Origin of the sequence: Mesorhizobium sp. L2C084A000, assembly GCF_000502875.1 — a bacterium.
GTDB lineage: Bacteria > Pseudomonadota > Alphaproteobacteria > Rhizobiales > Rhizobiaceae > Mesorhizobium.
Map to the genome: position 1 here is coordinate 36505 of NZ_AYWX01000027.1, position 17695 is coordinate 54199.

At 53.9% G+C, this 17695-nt stretch carries 19 protein-coding genes; 10 read left to right on the forward strand and 9 right to left on the reverse strand.

What is annotated here, in order from left to right:
- Window positions 1-5: 5 nt before the first annotated feature.
- Window positions 6-593, reverse strand: a complete 588-nt coding sequence (locus tag X735_RS1000000166935) for a hypothetical protein (RefSeq protein ID WP_023814231.1) — start codon at window positions 591-593, stop codon at window positions 6-8.
- Window positions 594-686: 93 nt separating this feature from the next.
- Between X735_RS1000000166935 and X735_RS136810 the strand changes: the two genes are divergently transcribed.
- Both X735_RS136810 and X735_RS136805 read left to right on the forward strand, forming a co-directional pair.
- Window positions 687-986, forward strand: coding sequence for a hypothetical protein (locus X735_RS136810; RefSeq protein ID WP_245273317.1), 300 nt, complete (start codon window positions 687-689; stop codon window positions 984-986).
- Window positions 983-1270, forward strand: a complete 288-nt coding sequence (locus tag X735_RS136805) for a hypothetical protein (RefSeq protein ID WP_023814233.1) — start codon at window positions 983-985, stop codon at window positions 1268-1270. Before X735_RS136810 ends, X735_RS136805 begins: the two co-directional genes overlap by 4 nt.
- A 69-nt stretch (window positions 1271-1339) precedes the next feature.
- Here X735_RS136805 and X735_RS136800 read toward each other — a convergent pair whose 3' ends face one another.
- Together X735_RS136800 and X735_RS136795 are read right to left on the reverse strand one after the other, a co-directional pair.
- Window positions 1340-1774 carry a MucR family transcriptional regulator gene (locus X735_RS136800; protein ID WP_023814234.1) on the reverse strand — a complete coding sequence of 145 codons (435 nt, stop codon included), beginning with the start codon at window positions 1772-1774 and terminating at the stop codon, window positions 1340-1342.
- Window positions 1775-1851: 77 nt separating this feature from the next.
- Window positions 1852-2844, reverse strand: coding sequence for a hypothetical protein (locus tag X735_RS136795; RefSeq protein WP_155930632.1), 993 nt, complete (start codon window positions 2842-2844; stop codon window positions 1852-1854).
- A gap of 265 nt (window positions 2845-3109) precedes the next feature.
- Between X735_RS136795 and X735_RS136790 the strand changes: the two genes are divergently transcribed.
- The 4 genes from X735_RS136790 (at window position 3110) to X735_RS136775 (ending at window position 7240) form a co-directional block, all read left to right on the forward strand.
- A complete protein-coding gene (locus tag X735_RS136790) occupies window positions 3110-4489 on the forward strand; it encodes a hypothetical protein (RefSeq protein ID WP_023814236.1) in 1380 nt (459 codons plus the stop codon).
- Between the two features lie 227 nt (window positions 4490-4716).
- The gene (locus X735_RS136785) at window positions 4717-5022 is read left to right on the forward strand and encodes a helix-turn-helix transcriptional regulator (protein ID WP_023814237.1); all 306 of its coding nucleotides are present in this window, start codon (window positions 4717-4719) and stop codon (window positions 5020-5022) included.
- A gap of 100 nt (window positions 5023-5122) precedes the next feature.
- A complete protein-coding gene (locus X735_RS136780; RefSeq protein ID WP_023814238.1) occupies window positions 5123-5515 on the forward strand; it encodes a MucR family transcriptional regulator in 393 nt (130 codons plus the stop codon).
- Between the two features lie 168 nt (window positions 5516-5683).
- Window positions 5684-7240 carry an ATP-binding protein gene (locus X735_RS136775; protein WP_023814239.1) on the forward strand — a complete coding sequence of 519 codons (1557 nt, stop codon included), beginning with the start codon at window positions 5684-5686 and terminating at the stop codon, window positions 7238-7240.
- A 24-nt stretch (window positions 7241-7264) separates the two neighbouring features.
- On the opposite strand, the gene X735_RS136770 is transcribed toward X735_RS136775, so the two are convergent.
- Both X735_RS136770 and X735_RS0135405 read right to left on the reverse strand, forming a co-directional pair.
- Window positions 7265-7666, reverse strand: coding sequence for a hypothetical protein (locus X735_RS136770; RefSeq protein WP_155930633.1), 402 nt, complete (start codon window positions 7664-7666; stop codon window positions 7265-7267).
- A complete protein-coding gene (locus X735_RS0135405) occupies window positions 7666-7992 on the reverse strand; it encodes a hypothetical protein (protein WP_031213940.1) in 327 nt (108 codons plus the stop codon). Before X735_RS0135405 ends, X735_RS136770 begins: the two co-directional genes overlap by 1 nt.
- 149 nt (window positions 7993-8141) lie before the next feature.
- Here X735_RS0135405 and X735_RS1000000166940 point away from each other — a divergent pair, with 149 nt between their 5' ends.
- The gene (locus X735_RS1000000166940; RefSeq protein WP_196815370.1) at window positions 8142-8504 is read left to right on the forward strand and encodes a helix-turn-helix transcriptional regulator; all 363 of its coding nucleotides are present in this window, start codon (window positions 8142-8144) and stop codon (window positions 8502-8504) included.
- A 54-nt stretch (window positions 8505-8558) separates the two neighbouring features.
- Here X735_RS1000000166940 and X735_RS136765 read toward each other — a convergent pair whose 3' ends face one another.
- From X735_RS136765 to X735_RS136755, 3 genes are all read right to left on the reverse strand, one after another.
- Window positions 8559-8930: a hypothetical protein gene (locus X735_RS136765; protein WP_023814243.1), complete on the reverse strand. Its 372-nt coding sequence runs from the start codon at window positions 8928-8930 to the stop codon at window positions 8559-8561.
- A gap of 275 nt (window positions 8931-9205) precedes the next feature.
- Window positions 9206-12133: a plasmid replication protein, CyRepA1 family gene (locus X735_RS136760; protein WP_023814244.1), complete on the reverse strand. Its 2928-nt coding sequence runs from the start codon at window positions 12131-12133 to the stop codon at window positions 9206-9208.
- An 83-nt stretch (window positions 12134-12216) separates the two neighbouring features.
- The gene (locus X735_RS136755) at window positions 12217-13236 is read right to left on the reverse strand and encodes a hypothetical protein (protein WP_023814245.1); all 1020 of its coding nucleotides are present in this window, start codon (window positions 13234-13236) and stop codon (window positions 12217-12219) included.
- A 635-nt stretch (window positions 13237-13871) separates the two neighbouring features.
- Between X735_RS136755 and X735_RS136750 the strand changes: the two genes are divergently transcribed.
- Complete coding sequence (locus X735_RS136750) at window positions 13872-15335, forward strand: hypothetical protein (protein ID WP_155930634.1); 1464 nt, start codon at window positions 13872-13874, stop codon at window positions 15333-15335.
- A 201-nt stretch (window positions 15336-15536) separates the two neighbouring features.
- Here X735_RS136750 and X735_RS136745 read toward each other — a convergent pair whose 3' ends face one another.
- Window positions 15537-16196, reverse strand: coding sequence for a hypothetical protein (locus X735_RS136745; RefSeq protein ID WP_023814247.1), 660 nt, complete (start codon window positions 16194-16196; stop codon window positions 15537-15539).
- A gap of 272 nt (window positions 16197-16468) precedes the next feature.
- Here X735_RS136745 and X735_RS136740 point away from each other — a divergent pair, with 272 nt between their 5' ends.
- Together X735_RS136740 and X735_RS136735 are read left to right on the forward strand one after the other, a co-directional pair.
- Entirely contained in the window at window positions 16469-16891 is a 423-nt protein-coding gene (locus X735_RS136740; RefSeq protein ID WP_155930635.1) for a hypothetical protein, read from the forward strand.
- 154 nt (window positions 16892-17045) lie between these two features.
- Window positions 17046-17390: a hypothetical protein gene (locus tag X735_RS136735; RefSeq protein ID WP_023814250.1), complete on the forward strand. Its 345-nt coding sequence runs from the start codon at window positions 17046-17048 to the stop codon at window positions 17388-17390.
- Window positions 17391-17695 lie beyond the last annotated feature (305 nt).

A 17695-nucleotide genomic window follows, 5' to 3' on the forward strand; every position in this document is an offset into this window, starting at 1 on the left:
TTGCCTCAATGCGATGTGGGCAACTCGGTCGCAGCTTCAAGGGCGTCGATCGCATCATAGACGGCTTGGCGCTTGGGCTCGATCGGCTCGCCTGGACGAAATCCCGCAAGCTCCAGCCTGGTAAAGGCAACCGTCACCGCCGCAATTAGATCGCGCGGATTGTCCACATCGTCAGCCAACCTATCCGCCAGTATGCCGATTTGCGAATTCATGAATTCGCCGTTGCCGTCTTGCGCAGCAGTCAGAGCGCGGAGCATGGCCAAGGCCGTTGGCCGGTCGGCCAATTGTGTTGCAGGGTCCACCAATAATTGCAGATCGGCGTCAACCGGACGCTTTTCGGCGGGCCAGTCAGCGCAACATGCGTCTAAAGCTGCCCGCGACGCTTCCATCCAGGCGCTCGCTGCTTCGTCCTCTTCCTCTGTTGGCTCACCCTCGTCAGGGAAACTGGCATCGTCCCAACCTTCAAGCGCAAACATTCCATCTGCCGCCTCAGTAGCTGTGATGCCCACCCGGTCCAGCACCGCCTGCGCCGCAGCGATGCCGCGCGCAATCTCTTCGGGCGATGCGCCCGGAACTGTCAAAAGCAGGTCCATCTCTGCCTCCTGTGTCTATCCTGCCAACAGTGAACAAAATGAGAACGCCAGAGTCAAGAGCCGCTTGACTATCTAGGAATATGTTCCTCATTTATGGGAATGGCGCACGAACCGATCGACACGCTGGGCAAAGCGACCCGACACAATATGCTTGTGAAAGTGGAATGCAGCTGCGGCAATGTCCGCTACTGCCGGTCGGCCGACTTGATGATGGTCTATGGCGGTGGCGTCGATCCGATGTCGCTCAAGTTCGATTGCAGCCGCTGCAAGCCTCAGGTCAAGATCACGCTTTTGGAGGTGCACCCCGAACATTTACCCAAGCGCCTGATGATCCACAAACCAATGAAGATCGATGGCAAGATCACTTGGTACACCGAGCGCTTCAGAGGATGACCAAGACCCTCGCTGACACGTTGGCCGCCGGCGAAACCGTCTATGTAAATTGCGGGCATGCCATGTGCTGCAAGTCGACCAAGCTCGACATCCAGGCGCTGATCGATCGGCGCGGCCCGGATCAGGGTTCCATGCATTGGGATCTCGTCGGCCTATTCGGCTGCTCGGATTGTAAGGTTGCAGGCCGCGACCGTCGTCCGGTGTTCTTCACATGCATTCCTGACTACGAAGGCCAGCAGAGGGCGCGCAACCGCGACTGGAAGCCCCCATTCGATCGACGGTGAAGATGGCCGGCGCCAGGGTGGGAGCTGTTGGGCTGTGCAGCGCCGGCCTGCGCGCTCTGGACGGCCTGACTATTTGGCTTTTCGCTTAGCAGGAGCTTTCTTGGTCGGCACAGCCTTCCGGCCAAGCCCCATAGCTTTTGCCAGCACGGATCGCGCTGCCGCATAATTTGGTGCCACCATAGGGTAATCGCGCGCGAGACCCCACTTCTCACGGTACGCCTCGGGCGTGAGGTTGTAGTGAGTCATCAGATGCCGCTTCAACGATTTGAACTGCTTCCCGTCCTCGATGCAGACGATGTAATCGGGAAACACCGACTTCTTCGGATTAACCGCAGGCGTGAGAACCGGCTTTTCGGGCTCTACCGGTAGTCCGACCTTCGATAGAGACAGGTTCACGCTGTGGATCAGTTCCGGCAGTGACGCAGCCGGCACAGGATTATTGCTGACGTAGGCGGAAACGATGTCTGCGGTTAATTCGATCAGGTTGATGGTTTCGTCGGCCAAGGGCTTTCTCCTTTAAAGCATTTAGCCTTCCTAGCTTTTGGCGAAACGCTAATCAACGGAGAGGCTGGCCTACGAGATCATCTCGCACAAATCCATTCCAACATTCCGGCGCCTCGTCTTCCGACGAGTACGGATGGAACCCCCGCCAGTGTCGCGCCGATCTCGTCCACTGTAGCTTCGGAAATGTCGGCATTAGCTGGACCAGAACGCTCGGCCAAAATCCATCCTGTTGAGCCACATCTACAGAATGCCAGGAGCGTCGGGCGATCGCCATTCCAGCGATAGAAGTAACGCTGACCCGATTGGACCGATGCGAGAGCATATGCGAGTTCTTCTCCGCCCCTCAGGCAGTTGTCGAATTCGTTCCCTGCTTTTCGAAGCTGTTCTGCTGCGGTGATCGGAACGAGAGCACCAACCTGCTCAAACGGCGGGTGGGGGAACGGCATGAGACTGAATAGGTTTGCCAGAATTGCAGGCGGTTGGCGACCCTGAGCAATGGCTCGAACCAGGTGCTGATCATCGTGCATCCGTGCCAGCTGTGCGATCACCCACAGCAGCTCAACGAGCGCCGAGGCGGGCATCTTGCACTTCAGCAGCGCGCGGAAAACTCGTTTCGACACTGGCATCGTGGAGGCTGATGCCAGTGAGACAATGTCGTCGTCCCGAAATTCCGGCTTCTGATAGAGGTGATTTGCCAGCGGTCCGGCGGTCGCGAGCGCTTGATGGAGCGCCACATAAACGTCTTTCGGCCTCGCGTATGGTCCCAATTTGCCGAGTGCCGAGATCATGCCGGCAGGGCAGGAGCCGAATGCATTCGCGAGAATCTGTCGGGACTTGGCGAAGGTCAAAAGCCGGGACGTCTCGGCCACATCGCTGATGGCCGTGCCACGCATAGCAAGCCATGCATGCCAAGTGTGCCGGCGGCTATCTGAGGCGAGCAGATACTCGCAGATGCGATCGTTCTGCCAGATCGACTGAACCGGAGCGCTGTCTTGCCGTGCCAGCAACGCAATAATCGATCTCTCCGACCCAATACGGTTGAGCGACCGGCCGATTGGATTGTGATGCATGGCGGCTATCTCCTGATAGTCGCCTGTCAGCTCAAAACCTCCTAGAGACAACGGCTTAGGAAGGTTTGACCCGACCCATTGTGTCATCTTGTTACCCGCGTTACTGCGTAAATTGGGTCTTTATCGATGAGGTTCCGCAAAAAATGGCAATACACAGACGTCAGGCTCTATGGGTTGCGTCAAAGCAGCCATAAACGCACCGTGGCGTGTGATAATCCACGTCTGGCACAAATGCATCTCTCACTTCCGGCGGACAGACCCTATCATGCGTGCCATCTTGACTACAGAGAGCGACGATCAAGGAAATATCTGGATTGATCTGACCCCGCCGATCGAGGTGCGGACGGAGCAAACAGAGCCGCACAGAATTGCAATTAAGGCAAGAGCGCGAAACGCACAGGATGCTCCTGACCCTCCAATCTGGCTACGGATCACGCGAACTGAGGGTTACCGCCTGCTTGACAATCTTACCGCCGCCCTAGCGGACGGCGATAGGAACGGAGCCAAGACAATTATAAAGAAGTCGAAATTTGTCTCTCCCGTGAACGGTGGAGTCAATTCGGAAACCGGCGATATGATCTTGCTCCTCAGGGGAGCATCGGGCCTTGAACAGCAAATCGAGATTCCCTTCGATCAAAGTGGGCCGATGCTGGAGATTCTCGATCGCGCTGCCTCGGCGGCAGGCAAATGGCATGACGAAAGGTCGTCCGTAACCGCAGACGGTTTCCGAACCGTCGATATCCAGCCTCGGGAAGCGGAGTCTCTGTTGCTCGGCGAGGATCCGGCTTCGGGCAGGCCGGTTCTTGTTGCACGAATTGTTGGTGGCCATCAGTTCTCGTTCTTTCTAGATCAGCGGATAGTCGAGCAACTGCGGAATCGGCCGCGTAAAAAGGATGAACAGAACGCACACCCTACGCACCGTTGGACCACAGTTGCGGACGATATCGAGTGGTTTCAGAAGGAATGGTGCGTGCTCTATGAACCGCCTTCCGACGCCGACCTTCGGCGTGGAAGCGCGGCCTTGCGCCGACTTCTTGTTGACAACACACTCCAAGAGGCTTGGCGCCATTATGGCTTCTCTGACCAGCCGACCGTCACCGGTCCAGATCTCAAGGCTCTGTTGACTGAGCTCAAAAGGCCCATCCAGGATGTCGTGTCGCTGATTGCGGGCGGCGCAACCCTCAATGGGATTCAGCTTGCAATGATCGGTGCGGCCCAGGTCGCTAACGACAAAACGGGCGTTCCCGCTGACGCCGAGGAAGGCTTTGCGGTAGAGGTATTCAGCGTCTCACGCGATGCCCGGCACGGACCGGCGGATAGCAGCGCTCTTGTGGACCTTACGGAAAAGTCCTGGAGGCTCAATGCCTATCTTGACGCGCCGGGCGCAGTCAGGCGCGGGACGGCATTCAAGCGCCGAGACGTCATTAAGTTCTTTGCTAATTATGCCGGGGGCGTCCATCTGAAAGGGTCTAAGAAAACGGCTGGTAGGAAGGAGGAGGTCTACGAACACATTGCCGAACTCGAACAGAAAATTCAGGCGGATACGATGGACGGACTTTATTTCGAGTTGCTGTCTATCGGACAAGCGCTCGGAAAATCCGCCGACCTTCGGGCCCTCACAGCGAAAATCCGTTCGACTAATTAGCGCTAGGGACAGGTAACGATTTCGCTCCTGGAAAAATGAAAGCCTGGCTTGTTGGCGAGGATTCTCGCGCCGGTCTCGTGAGGCCCATCTGAGACCGCCGCACCTTATTGTCACGCTGCTGAGTGTGACATCAGCGCTTGCACCCGTTGCACAAAATACCTCGTTGTCGATAGGCGTCTACACGGGGATAGCGCCTTCCATCGGAAGCAAACTGATGGAGAACCGCAATGGATGCTCGCGTTATCAAGGCGCTGGCTTGCGAAAGCAGGCTGAAGATCCTGGATTTTCTTAACTGGCCGGAGCTGTATTTTGCTGATGTCCCCAACGCGCGACAGACCGGGCTGACGAACAAGCTGATCTGCGGCAGGCTTGGTATCACGCAAGAGTCTGTCAGCCTGCACATGCGTTGGCTTACTGAGGCCAGATTGGTCTCTGCAACGAAGGTTGGGACGCGAGTTTTCTACAAGCGGAACGAGGCAGGAATTGACGAAGCAATCAATTCGCTGTGCGAAATTCTACAAAAGCAACCCTGACGATGATGGCGGCCTAGCTATTCGTCCGTATCCAATTGCAGACACCAGATGAACTGTTTATGTCGCTTCTGTGCGATTTGTCCGATTAGGAGATAGAAAATTGGCCGCCGAAGAAACCAACAGCGCGATCATCGAACTAACGGCTGACATTGTGTCGGCATACGTGTCGAACAATCCGGTCCCAGTCGGCGAACTTCCTGGTATAATTGGACTGGTTCACCAGTCATTGGGTCTGCTGCAGTCCAGTTCCTCGCCTTTGCCGGCGTCTGAGCCGTTGACGCCGGCGGTACCCATCAAGAAATCCGTGACGCCGGACTTCATCATCTCGCTCGAAGACGGCAAGAAATTCAAGTCTTTGAAGCGCCATCTCGCTACGAGCCACGGAATGACCCCAGCCGAATATCGCGAAAAATGGGGTCTGTCAGCGGATTACCCGATGGTTGCTCCGAACTATGCGGCAACTCGATCGGCAATGGCGAAGAGCATTGGTTAGGGGCGGAAGCCAAAGGAACTATCAAAGGCACCCACTAGGAAGCCTATCAAGAAACAATCAGGCGTTCTAAGGGCGATAGCGGTAATCAACCGTTAGAGGGTTGCTTTCTCGGCTAGTTGTGCGCTCTCCGTCGGCATAGTATTGCCTTTGTGGGAGCGGGTCAGCTATATGGCGAAGAAAAATATCACAGACGAAGAGATAGCTCTGATACGAGCGATGCTCGATCGCAATATGAAGAACAAGGATATCCAGTTCTACTTCAACCGGCCTGATCGGTCGGTCAACAGCGGCCGTATCTCCGGCATTCGCGATCGCACCTATTCAAATTCGGCGTCCATTTCGCCAGCACCGGATAGTGCCCTTGATTCCTTTATCGCAGCTCATTCGCAATCTTCGAACAACAGTGACCTGGGTTCTTCTGGCCAGTTGTCGGAAGGGGACGACCCGCTTTCGCCTGTCCGAATTGCTAAGTGCTTTACAAAAGGGGCTAACGGGATTTGGCGTCTTTCGGTCGGTGAGACAGATCGTTTTGAGTGCAAGGCTAACTTTGGCTTCAAACACCAAGATAAGTGGCTGCGACCGATTGCGGCCTTGGCGAACAACTCTGGAGGGTATGTCTTTTTCGGCGTCCACGACAAAGACGAGGTAGGGCCAGCCGGCGAAGATCTAAGCTACGCCTTAGTTGGCATGACCGCCGATGATTTTGTGTCGGCCGATCCAGCAGATTTCGCAACTCGCATCAAGGCGATGTTTGACCCGACTCCGGGGTTTCAGGTCGGAACTGCAACCATCGATGGGAAAACGATTGGCGTCATTCACGTGCGTAGGCATGACAGCAGACCCGTAATCGCGACCAAGGCAGAGGGCACGATCAAGGAAGGGGATATCTTCTACCGCTATCCAGGCCAATCCTCCCGCATAAAATACAGTGATTTGCGCGCGATGCTCGATGTACGCGATGCGGAGGCACGCGCGCAGATACTTCCAATGGTCGAGCGGCTTCTTCGCCTCGGACCCATGAAAACGATGGTGGCCGACCTTGAAAATGGAACATTGGATGACGGCAACCGCACCATCCAGATCGATGCCGCACTCATAGACAAACTCACTTTTATAAAAGAGGGAGAATTCAGTGAGAAAGAGGGCGCACCAACGCTCCGTCTGGTTGGTGAAGTGCACAGCTTGGATAGCGAGACAAAGACCAAGGTCAAGCTCGGAATCCTTACCCGGGATGATATTCTCACCGCGTTCGTAGATCAGACCCAACCCGACAATCCGAAGGAGTACATAAGGTTCGCAGTGCAGGTTGGACAAGGCGAGCGCCTTCCGCTGCATTATTTCGCGAGGCAGGCGGCACTTTCCAAGGATGATCTAGTCGATTTCATCAACGCTACGACCGGGTCACCATCACGAAAAAAGAAATACATTGAATGGCTTGAGCCAAGTTCAGCTTTTCACGCGGCAGTCGGTAAGCCGAAAACGCTCTTGGGGCAGATACTCAAGGGAGACATCCCACAAGTGACCACACCCACGGAAGCTGCTCACGCTTCTCAGGCAATTGCCGCGATCCCTACTGGAGCGGCTTTCGACAAAGCGGCAATTTTCTCACTGCTTAAGAAGTGCTTCGAAACGGCAAAAGACACCCCTTCAATTAGTTTTGTAAGGCGCGGAACTTGTCGGCTCGACGAGTTGCTCTTTAGTGATGCAAAGCAAGGGCCAACGTGAGCGATCAGGCCAAATGCCAGGGTTTCATTGCTCTGGCATCGTAGGCTGGCCGTCCTCATCGAACACCTGGACGATCTCATCCTGGCCGTTTTCCGTTGTGATTTGGCGGCCATCGACGCAGCGGTGCTTAAAATTCTTCATCTTGGTTGAATCGAAATAGACAGCCTCATCGCGATCGAATGTGATGAACCAGCCGGAGCGTTTGCCTGCATAGGCACCGATCGATCGCACCAGGTTCGAAACGCATGCCCCCGTACCAATCGAATATCCACGTTGGATCGCGACCTCAGCTTTTCGATTGTATTTTTCGAGGGGAATACGGATTCCATCGTCCGCATGCAAAGCCGAGGGTGCTGCGATCGAGACGGCTAGCATTAGCGCAAATTTGCTTGCGATGGACGGACGGGGCATGGGGCGAAGAGTCATCAATAATAGTACCGCTTGTTCCGGAACAGATACATCAGGATGTACCCTGGCAGCCAAAGGCCACTGGTAATGATCGACAGCAGGATATGAAACCAGTGAGGGAAGCGTCTCAGCATCCCGCCAGCTGACGCAGCCGCGGCTGCCGCTCCTCCGCCGGCATTCATGAACACCTGAGGAGCATGCTTCTGGCTCTTTAGGAACTCGATCTCACGCATCTGCGGATCGAGGATTTCGCCGCAGTGTTTGCATTTCTTGGATTTGGGATTGATCGGCTCCGAGCAATACGGGCAGTCGATCGTGCTTACTGGAGCTGCTGCTTCTTCCATTTGACCCCTCGCTGGTCGCCGTGAGAAGGCGCCCGACCCATCTATTCAGAGGATATTTCCGACGTTTATGGTATATTTGTATATTTTTCAACGATAAAAACATATGACCAGATATGTTCTGATGCGTTTTCTTATCTCATCAGATGGGGATGACACCGCGTGAGCAGTCACAGATCGCCGCTGAACTTTTCAAGGATCGGTTGAAAGCCGCTCGAAAGCAGGCTGGTCTCACACAGGACGATCTTGTTGCCAAAGCCGACATCTCGACCGTGACGCTGAGCAAGTTGGAAACAGGCGTGAACAAGCCGGCCTTTGAGATTTTCGTCTCTTTGGCGTATGCCCTGAACGTATCGCCCAATTTTCTGGTGGGTTGGGACCATGAAGGCGGCGCTGAGACGGATGCGGCACGTAGAGAACTCTTAAGTCGGCTTCATGTTCTCATCGAGAGGTTGTCCGACGACTGGCTTGAGCAGTTGCTTTCGCTATCGGAGACCGCCCTTAAGGTCGAATAGGATGATCTATCCCGCGACTGACGCGGGATAGATCATGGTTTTTGCACGAAAAGATCAGCGACCCTTCTTGAACCGAGCCCTAACCTGCTCGGACACCGTCGCCAACTGAGCATCAAATGTGCCATCGACGGCTGCTGCCCGGGCTTTCTGAAGTGCATCGACCACGCCCGTCATGTCACTGCATGCTATCGCATGCTTGCCTTTGGCAAGCTCCATGGGGATCTTGCCGTACTTGATTGCCAGAGTCGGCTTGCCGTCCATGTCGATCGTCCACCAGCGGCCACGGAACTTCCGACCCTGGTTTTCCGGTTCTGCCATATAAAGCTGATGGTCGATCTGCATGACCAGCCTTTGCCGACGCTTGGATGCAGGGTCCGATGCATCCTGCTTCGGGGTGGCGACCAGTTTCAATCCTTCGAATGCCATTGTGATCTCCTTCCTTGTTGATCGACAACGGCATCCCGTCGAACGACGGAGAAGGTCAACGGTCCCGGGCCCAGAGCTTCGTTCCGTCGAATTCGGTCTACAACACAATGCAAGAAAAAGAGAATGTAAAAGGAGGATAAGTGGGCATAATTTATGTGTGTTGTATATAAATTCCGGAGTTATCCGGTACGGTTGAAACAGATAAATTATGCCCACTTATCCTCCTTTTACCGAATCCATAACAATTGTACCATTTCTACAATATCTCACATGATTTATTGGAGTGCCCGTCGACTATCCGCGATTCCATTCATTTTAGCGAACGAATCTGGATCAATCTTGTAAAGGTAGGTTTTTTCGCCGTCGGCAGATATTGTCCTGGATTTGTAGGTAGACAACCCCACCATCTTTAGGATCGACTTGAGCTGACTCATCGGTTTTTCCTCCAAATCGGCACGGACCGGCTTGTCAAACTGCGTCTCGAACGCCTGAGCGTGCTTTTGCATATACGCCACGAAATCCGTGAGCTGGTAGCTCCCGCATTCGACATCGAGATGAAATCCGCCAACGGAATAGAACGGGGTCTCTGCCAAGATGCCCAGAGCCATCATCTCCTTTTGAGTGTGGTTCGGCAAAAGCACAGCAGTCCGGTTGTCTCCCGACAACCACTCAGTCGCCACCATCAGCCTGATCTCAAGAAGCTTCTTGTCGATCAGTTGCTCGAACAGCCGAACGCGTTTTCTCATCTTGCCATTGTCGTCCAGCTTGATCAGCTCGTCGGTCAACTCCTGTCGATAAAAGCGCTCGATGATTGAGCGAGAGTACGAAGCGCGCATAGCATCATCGACGGGATCGTCGTCCTTTATCGCTGCCTTGACTTGGTCGAATTCGTCCTCGGCCAGCGACCTAGCTTCTAGAAGTCTTCGAACAGCTTGCTCCTTGTACAGCTCGCTACCGGCCACCCAAGCCAAACTACCTTCCTCGTAAAGAGCGTCATTCCTCTCGACGTTCACAACATCCCAGCCCTGGCTTTGCACATATTTTACGAAGTGATTTCTCAGGTCATTTTTTGATGCGCGTTCAACCGACAGAACCGACGCTGCTATCCGCAGCAGCGGGTCATTGTCTCGGTGATCCTGGTACTCAACTCTGCCTTGGGAGTTGTAGCCTTTGATCAGATGCCCCATCATTTCGAATGACAATGCATCGGCGGTCACCGTGTCGAGGTCGGTTTCGAACGAAAATTTTGCCGGGCTGACAAAAACGCGCACCGCCTTGGGCGATCGGACGCGCGCCAACTGTTGATCGCAGTCGAAATGGGTAAGAACCAGCGGATCGAACATGCCAAAGACAATGTCGAAACGGTCGCTTTCGTCTTCGAACGAGAAATCTACACCCGTACCCAGTGAAGGTGATGCGAGAACGATCTGATATTTTGTTGATTCCAACTTAGGGTCGGCTACGAACGATTGGATTCGATCATCCGCCTTTTGAACCGATGTCGAGGTCACCGTGACCAGCCTTATCTCAGGATACTTTTCGAGAATTGATTTCTCCAGCTTTTCGACAAACCCTTTGTTGTTGGCCGTGACGAAGCACCTTTTTCCCGCAGCGATAGCTTGATGAATCTCACCAACAAGCTGTGTCTTCGTCGGCACCATATGGATGGTCCCGCGCTCCTTTCGAAACGTGTTTATGATGAGGTGGTTCTCCCCCACCTGATCGGGTTTCTTGCGCCATTCGCAAATCCGCCGAAACGTGTTCCACGACAGATCAGCATCCAATGCGACAACCCTCTTGGCGTCAGATACCAGGTGCATCAGTCTGCGAAGGACTGGTAGACGCTTCTCCTTCATCGTCGATGAGAGGAAATGGGCAAGCACCTGCTCCGACTCATCGATTAAGATGTAGTCATACGGCTTGTTGGTTTTGATCTTCATCAGGCTATCGAGACAGATCCCATATCGGTCCTGCCTGCCACCAGGTTGCTCGTCCTCGTCGTCCAGGTAGCAATTAAGGCCGAGCCATGTGCACATTGACCTAATTAGCGTGCGCCGATGGCCAATCAGCAAAAATCGTCCCTGCTCTTCCTGCACCAGGTTTGCCAGCATGTGGGTCTTCCCGCTGCCTTTCGGGCTGCGGACGAACGTCGCTCCCGCCAGAAATGGTACTGATTCTAGGCGTTCCCTTTCGATGAAAGTGATGGCGGCTGCCGAGAGACACTCCGCAGCATCCTGAGACGGGAAGAAGTGGTCGATATCCGCTGGGGGTATCTTAATTTGGTTGGTAGCGTTGGCAGCCTTTTCGAAGCTATAAAAATCGTATTGGTCGTTGTATCCGGTCGACCAGAAGCTCTGGACACACGCCGAGCATCGAATTCCCTTTTGCCCTTGCTGGTTTTGAATGACGAAGGCACTTGGGTGCCTATCCTTGTGGAATGGGCAAAAAAGCGCTTCTGAACGCTTAAAATCGTCCAAAACGCCGGAAATTCCCTTGGAATTCATAATGATTTGATTGTTGAAAATGGCAAGCTTGGATCTTGTTGACGCAAGCCTGTCGAATTCATTGTCGGATTGACCTGCTCCCGTGCCCTGCGCGATCAGGTCGTCCAACACCGCCGCTGGAATGCCCCTGTCGAAATAGAGGAGCTCGGCTTTCCTGTTTCCGAAAAAAATCCGGGCTGGGTCCGATGCAGAACCATCGCTTGAGAATTTCAGGATCAACGACCGCGTTGCTGCGCGCATTTCCTTGGCGTCTTCGATTGTCCGTTCCAGCGCAAAGCCGATTCTGAAACGGTGATTGGCTTCTGTATGGCTGGCAGTCGTGTAGATAAACGTGGCATAGGCGGCGAAGAACGGGTCTTCCACCGCTTCATCGAGGGTCATCCCGTCATCTATATCGATGGACAAGATATCTGACGCTTTGAAGTTGCTTGTTGACCGTGGGCCTCTCAGTTCAGCGCAGTAGGCATATCCGCACAGGATATTCCCAAGTAGTGCCTTTACGTCGAGCTGCAGTGGCTCAAATCCGTTCGTGAATGCACCGTCGTCGTTCAGAGAATTTTTGTCGATCAACCGACGGTTGATCGACAAGCGAAGCCTCCGTGTCAGCCAGCTCACGCCGGCAGGCGGGATCGATATTGCGAGTGGATTATCCGGACCGACTGCTTGATCCTGAGCAGTGGCTTCTTCGTAAATTTCCATGTCTGGTCCCCCTGAATTCGATCAAAAACACATGCCGAAGGCCTCGCCCGGAGGGCGAGGCTCGGTCACATTCGATTTGGGGGTTAAGCTGCTTTCAAATCCTCGGCCGGCGTGCGGTCGTCGTTTGCCTGGCGCTTTTCGTCCAACCAGTCGGCATAAGTTTCGCCTGGAGGGCCGCAATAGTCGGACATTTCCGGAAAGCCATCGGGAATATCTGGTGTCCCGTGGCTTGTCTCCTCTTTCGCGTTGGAAAGCTTTGTTTTGTGGAGGGTCTTGATTTCTATGTCCCCCTCGGATGCGTGGCGTATGGAGTCGCCGAGTTCGTTCCCCAACGCGAGTAGCGTCCCTTCTGCCCGATGGACCTGCCGAAACAACGTTTTGGCGTGCGCGAAGTCGATCACAAAACCATGGTAGGGATAGTCCTGAGCCAAACTGACTACGGCATCTTCGCCTGCATTGCCCGATATCGACGCGAGCTGATTTCCATATTTAATCCCCTGTTCCAGGCCACGCTTCTCGCGACCGAGCACAGCTGGATCTATCTTGGCAACCAACGGTGACATGATCTTGGTAGCCATTGCTCCGCATATATCCGCTGCGAGCTTGAAGCTGATACTGCCCTGACTAAGCGTGGCTAGATTGACGACAGAGTCGTTGAAGAAGCTGAACGAAGTTTCCATGATGGCTTCGAGAGAGGCTCGCGTGGACAAGCTCGAATCCAATACTCCGAGTTCATCCCGCTGTAGGCCCTGAGCGTCTATCGGTCCAAGTTCCGCAAACGGAGACATCCACAACCGGTTCGCCCCAAGTGCCAGGAGTGTCCCGGCACTTTTGCAGTGCGCAGGAACAAAGATATCGAAACTGTCGTAAAAGGTTTGGAAGAGCCTGGCTATTTTGAAGGCTGCGGAGCCAGAGCCGCCGGTGGTGATCAGAATTAGAATGGCTTTTTCTGATCTTCGGGCGAGCAGCACTTCGTTGCGAAGCGCTTCGGACCCTTTTTCGTCTATACGCCCAGCGTACACATATATGTCGCTGGAGTGTTCCTTTGCGGCCCTGAGGCCGAGTTTAGCGAGCTGTGATTTTGCCTGTATCGTTCCTGCCATGCGCAAATGGACCCTCCGTTGGACGCCGGCAGAGGTTTCTCCGTCGGCGTTGCGGCTAGATGGGTGCGACAAAATGCCGGCGCAAGTACCCCTTGAAAATAAATCGATCGAATTTGGCGGGTGCTCCTGGATGGTCAGTCGTTGCCTTCAACCGAATTGGGCGCGATCGCCGCTAGGCTCACGGTAGTGACGTAGGTCAGATGCTCTCCCTCGACTTTGGATTGCTTCCAAGCTCGCCCCATTAAAGCAAGGGATCAAACACCTAGGTACGACGCGATGATCATTGGACCATCACTGTCTCGACAGTCGCCATTTGGGTTGGCAAGCGCTGCCAAAGCCTGCTTAGGTCTTTGTTCGACAGTGGTCGTGGTGTTTGTCGAATTTAGGTGTGGCACCTCCTTTTTCCACAAGCCCTTTCCCGTCAAGTGCTTGTGAAACAGCCGATCAAGCGTCTGTTCAGGCGTGTCATTGTTTTTTCGCTCAATGGGACCGTGTCCATGTCCGGGTTCTCCTTGTCCTCGTAAACACCACTTCAACGGAAAACCGGTTTCCATGCCTTGGCATTCCACGCCAGGTTTGCGGGGCTACTTTCGTAACAGCGACGTTGAGCGCTCACAATTGGCTGGATGCAGCGGATGATCCAATGGCTGAATCACTCGATTCCCGGTACGCTAGTCGGCATGGAATCAGCCTTCGATCACACCAAGTATTCGTCGATCATCTTCATCGACAGCATGGTTGCCCTCGAAGGCAAGCCACTGGAAACGATGCCATGGCACGAACTCGACTCGACAGGCCCCGTTCTCGTGTTGGTCGTCCCACAGGTAAATTCCGAGATCGACAAGCGGAAACGGGACGGCCGGCTTGGTAAGCGAGCCAGGTCATTTAACCGTCTAATCTCCCCCGCCGCTGAGACTGGATTTCCCCACCGGATAGCCAATGGCCCTCCGGCGGTCGATATAGCGGTTGCCCGACACACCCGATTAGATTGGGATCAGCATGATGACCTTGATCGCGACGAGGGTGACGATCGTGTCGTGGTCCAAATCCTCCATGCCCGAGATGTGCCCGAAGAACGTAAGCTACTGCTGACGAATGATACAAATCCAATCGCGATTGGATCACGTCATGGGCTGAAGTCTTGGCGAATGCCTGATCATTGGTTGTTAGATCCAGAGCCGAGCCCGAGCGATAAAGAGGTCGTCCGGTTGAAAGCCCGTGTGCGCGAACTGGAAGAAGCGCAACCTTCGATGGAGGTTTCTCTGCAATTTGGGTTGGCCCAGCCTCAAACGGTCTTTCGCATCGAACCAATGTCTGACGATGCCAAAGGTGCCATGGCATCGCGTGTCATCCGAGAGAATCCCAGCCAGGAGGACGATTCTCCATTCAACTTCCGCCGCGACTTCAGCTATGATGATCGTTATCGGGATTATCGGACTAAGGTCGTTCCAGCATACACTGCCTCAGTCCATCGGTTCCTTGAGGTCCACTACGCTCAAGTTCCCTTTACCTTTTGCCTCAAGAACATCGGTAATTTGCAGGCTGAAAGCCTAGTACTCAGAATGGTAGGCAGGGGTGGCTCCCTTCACGATCGCTTCACCTGCTATCCGATATTCGGCCCGCCTGCGCCTAAGCCAAGAACTTTCCTCGATGGCATCCGATTCGATCCAAATTCCATTCGGCCGTCGAACGTCGGCAGGCATGAGATGCAGTTTGCTGTCGGTCCCAACCGCAGCCCGGTAATCGAGATCCATTGCGCCGATTTTAGACATGGTCGCAGCTGGAAATTCGAGGGGATTGCGACGATCGATCCCCACCATGATGGCCCGTTCGTTGTCGATGTCGAGGTGACTGCATCGAATATGCGCGGAATTCAGACCAAGGCGTTCGATTTTGCCTTCACGGCGGAGGTCGTCAAGATCGGTGATCTCGTTGACCTGCTAAAGCCAGGATACAAGATTCCCATTCCGATGATGGAACGCTTGACGGCCGAAATCACAGCTAAGAACTGGGATTGGATCGAAGTCGTCGGTGTTGACGGCTTTGAGGAGCAGCCCGACGACGATGATGAAGATGGCGAGATGAGGATTGAAAACTGAACCGGCTCAGGCGGATTATACGTGGAGAATTAAGAAACGACGACCAAGACACACACGCCGGGTTTACGGGCGACCTCTTGGATTCCAGAAATCGTGGCAGGGTGACAGCAGCGCCATTGAAAATTTCGGTGCTGCGCCCACACCCATCATTTTGTGGATAGTCAGTTCAGAAACATCCAGGCACCCTGCCTAAACCCTATCTCAATTAAGCGATTTCTCGACCTGAATCGGCAGCACCCTGAAATCGTCAGCGACTTTTAGCTCGTGATTGTTGTGCACCATGAATTTTGCCATGTACGACGATGCACGACTCTCACCCGTCGAATTTCGATGGTCATGATCCAGCTGCTGGATATCCAGCTCTCGAATCGAGAACCGTTCTTTGATGGATAGCAGCCGCTCTTTGTCGGCTAATAACTTTTGAAATCCATCTCTAGTTTGATCGGTGAAAATCCAAATTGAATGGATGTGAGGGTTCTCTAGTTCGCCCATCGATCTCCAGTATCTCGATCCATTCGTGTCCAGACAACCGATAGCCAGCGGTTTCAGGTCGTGGAACGACGGTCGATGGTAGTTCCTTCCAATCAGGTTGCGGCAGATCAAGTTGTACAGGTCGGTGAACGTATCCATCTCACTTTTGGTAGGTGGCCCGTCGATCAGGTCGGAACCTTCTTGCCGCTGTTTGCGACTGGCGTGATTGAATGAGATCGTGATGAAAAACCCGTTCCGTCGTTTGTAAAATGAGGTGGGTTCGAATCTACCTTTGTGAGCTTCGACGAACTGCTCGATCCTGTCATCGAACCAGGATGCATATTGAGATGATATGTGGTGAGCAGGGGTGTGTGAGTGGCTTTGGAGCATGTGAGGTGGGCTTCTGTCATAGGGATATAAACCCATCAAATTGACGGTTGAAATTGCGCTTGGGTGTTCGAAGTCGTGCGAGGATAGCCGTCGGCACGGTTCGAAAACGGATTTGGAACGGCAGAAAAAGGGGATGATCTGAAGGATAATTTGGTTCTGAGGGAATAATGGTTCTACGGACTGCATCTATTTAGGCGGATCGCACTCGGATCTCACGGAGAAAAAACGTCACCGCACGTTGCTTTTTCAAATGGCGACGGCCGGCGAAAAGCTTGATGCTGGTCCTGACTGCTCTCGCGGTGGCGACAAGGTTGCCGTCGGCGGTCTGCCGCGTCCCCGCAACAGCCATTTTGTCGTTGAATTGCATGATTTTAGGTCCCAAGCGTTCTGGGTTGCTGGTTAATCTGACCAGCCCCACACAGGAGTCAGCGCAAGAACAACCCGAAGGAAACACACTCATGGCCAATGACTTTGCCGGATTGACCGATCAACAACTGCTGGAAGCCCGCCGGTCTTACCAAGAGTTGCTGAAGCGCGCCCGCCAGGCTATAGACAATTTCGATCAGGCGCCGCTCCCCACTAACCAGCTTGCTAGAGACAAACTTCTAGAGAGTCACAATAAGCTATGGGAGGCGACAGAGGCAGCTCTCACTGAACTCGATGAATTGGCGCGATTGCGGGTCAGTGACGTTTAGGCGTCAGTCCGCCTTCCCTTCGTCGAATACTACCGGCCCAGCACGATCTTGCCGCAAGCAGCGGCAATCGAACTTTGGGATCATAAATGCCGCGTTGCACAATTCAGATTGCGAATGTAATGCCTTAAGCCGGTGAGGCAGGGGCATTTGCATTATGAAACTGGCCATAAAACTCGCGGTAAGCGCGATTGTGATGATATCCGCCGCCACGATGGCAAATGCGCTCCAGCTAAGCGATTACTTGAGAAACAAAAACACCCAGTCTGATATGATCCAAGCACTGCTCATGACCATGGGGCAAAGCTACAACTACGCCAACGGAGTCCTGAAGCACGAGAACCAGGCACTTTTGTTTTGTGCCCCGGGTACCCTCCGAATTGCCTCCGAGCAGTACCAGATTATCCTTGAAGACTATTTGAGAAGATTCCCGCAACAGGACGACATTGCCGTCGAAGGTGTGCTGCTTTTTGCCCTCGTAGATGCCTTTCCGTGCAAGTAAACTTCTATCGCCAAAACTGACTGCTTGATCGACGAAAGCAGATGCTGCCGCGATGCCATCGTCGGCTTCTGATCGGCGAGCGTGACGAACTTTTCGATCGCGGCATCGTGCGAACCGCCACACCGTACTTCGAATAGCCTGTCAGCTTGGTAATTGTAGTTTGACAGCAGCGTGCCAGACCTGTTGGCAGAATTGGACCCTTGACTAGCGCTTGGATGCTAGAGCGATTGCTATTTTGAGAGAATCGTAGGATTCCCAAAGCCGGATGTTTGTGATTCAAGATGCTGGCTGGATTGGAGGCCAGC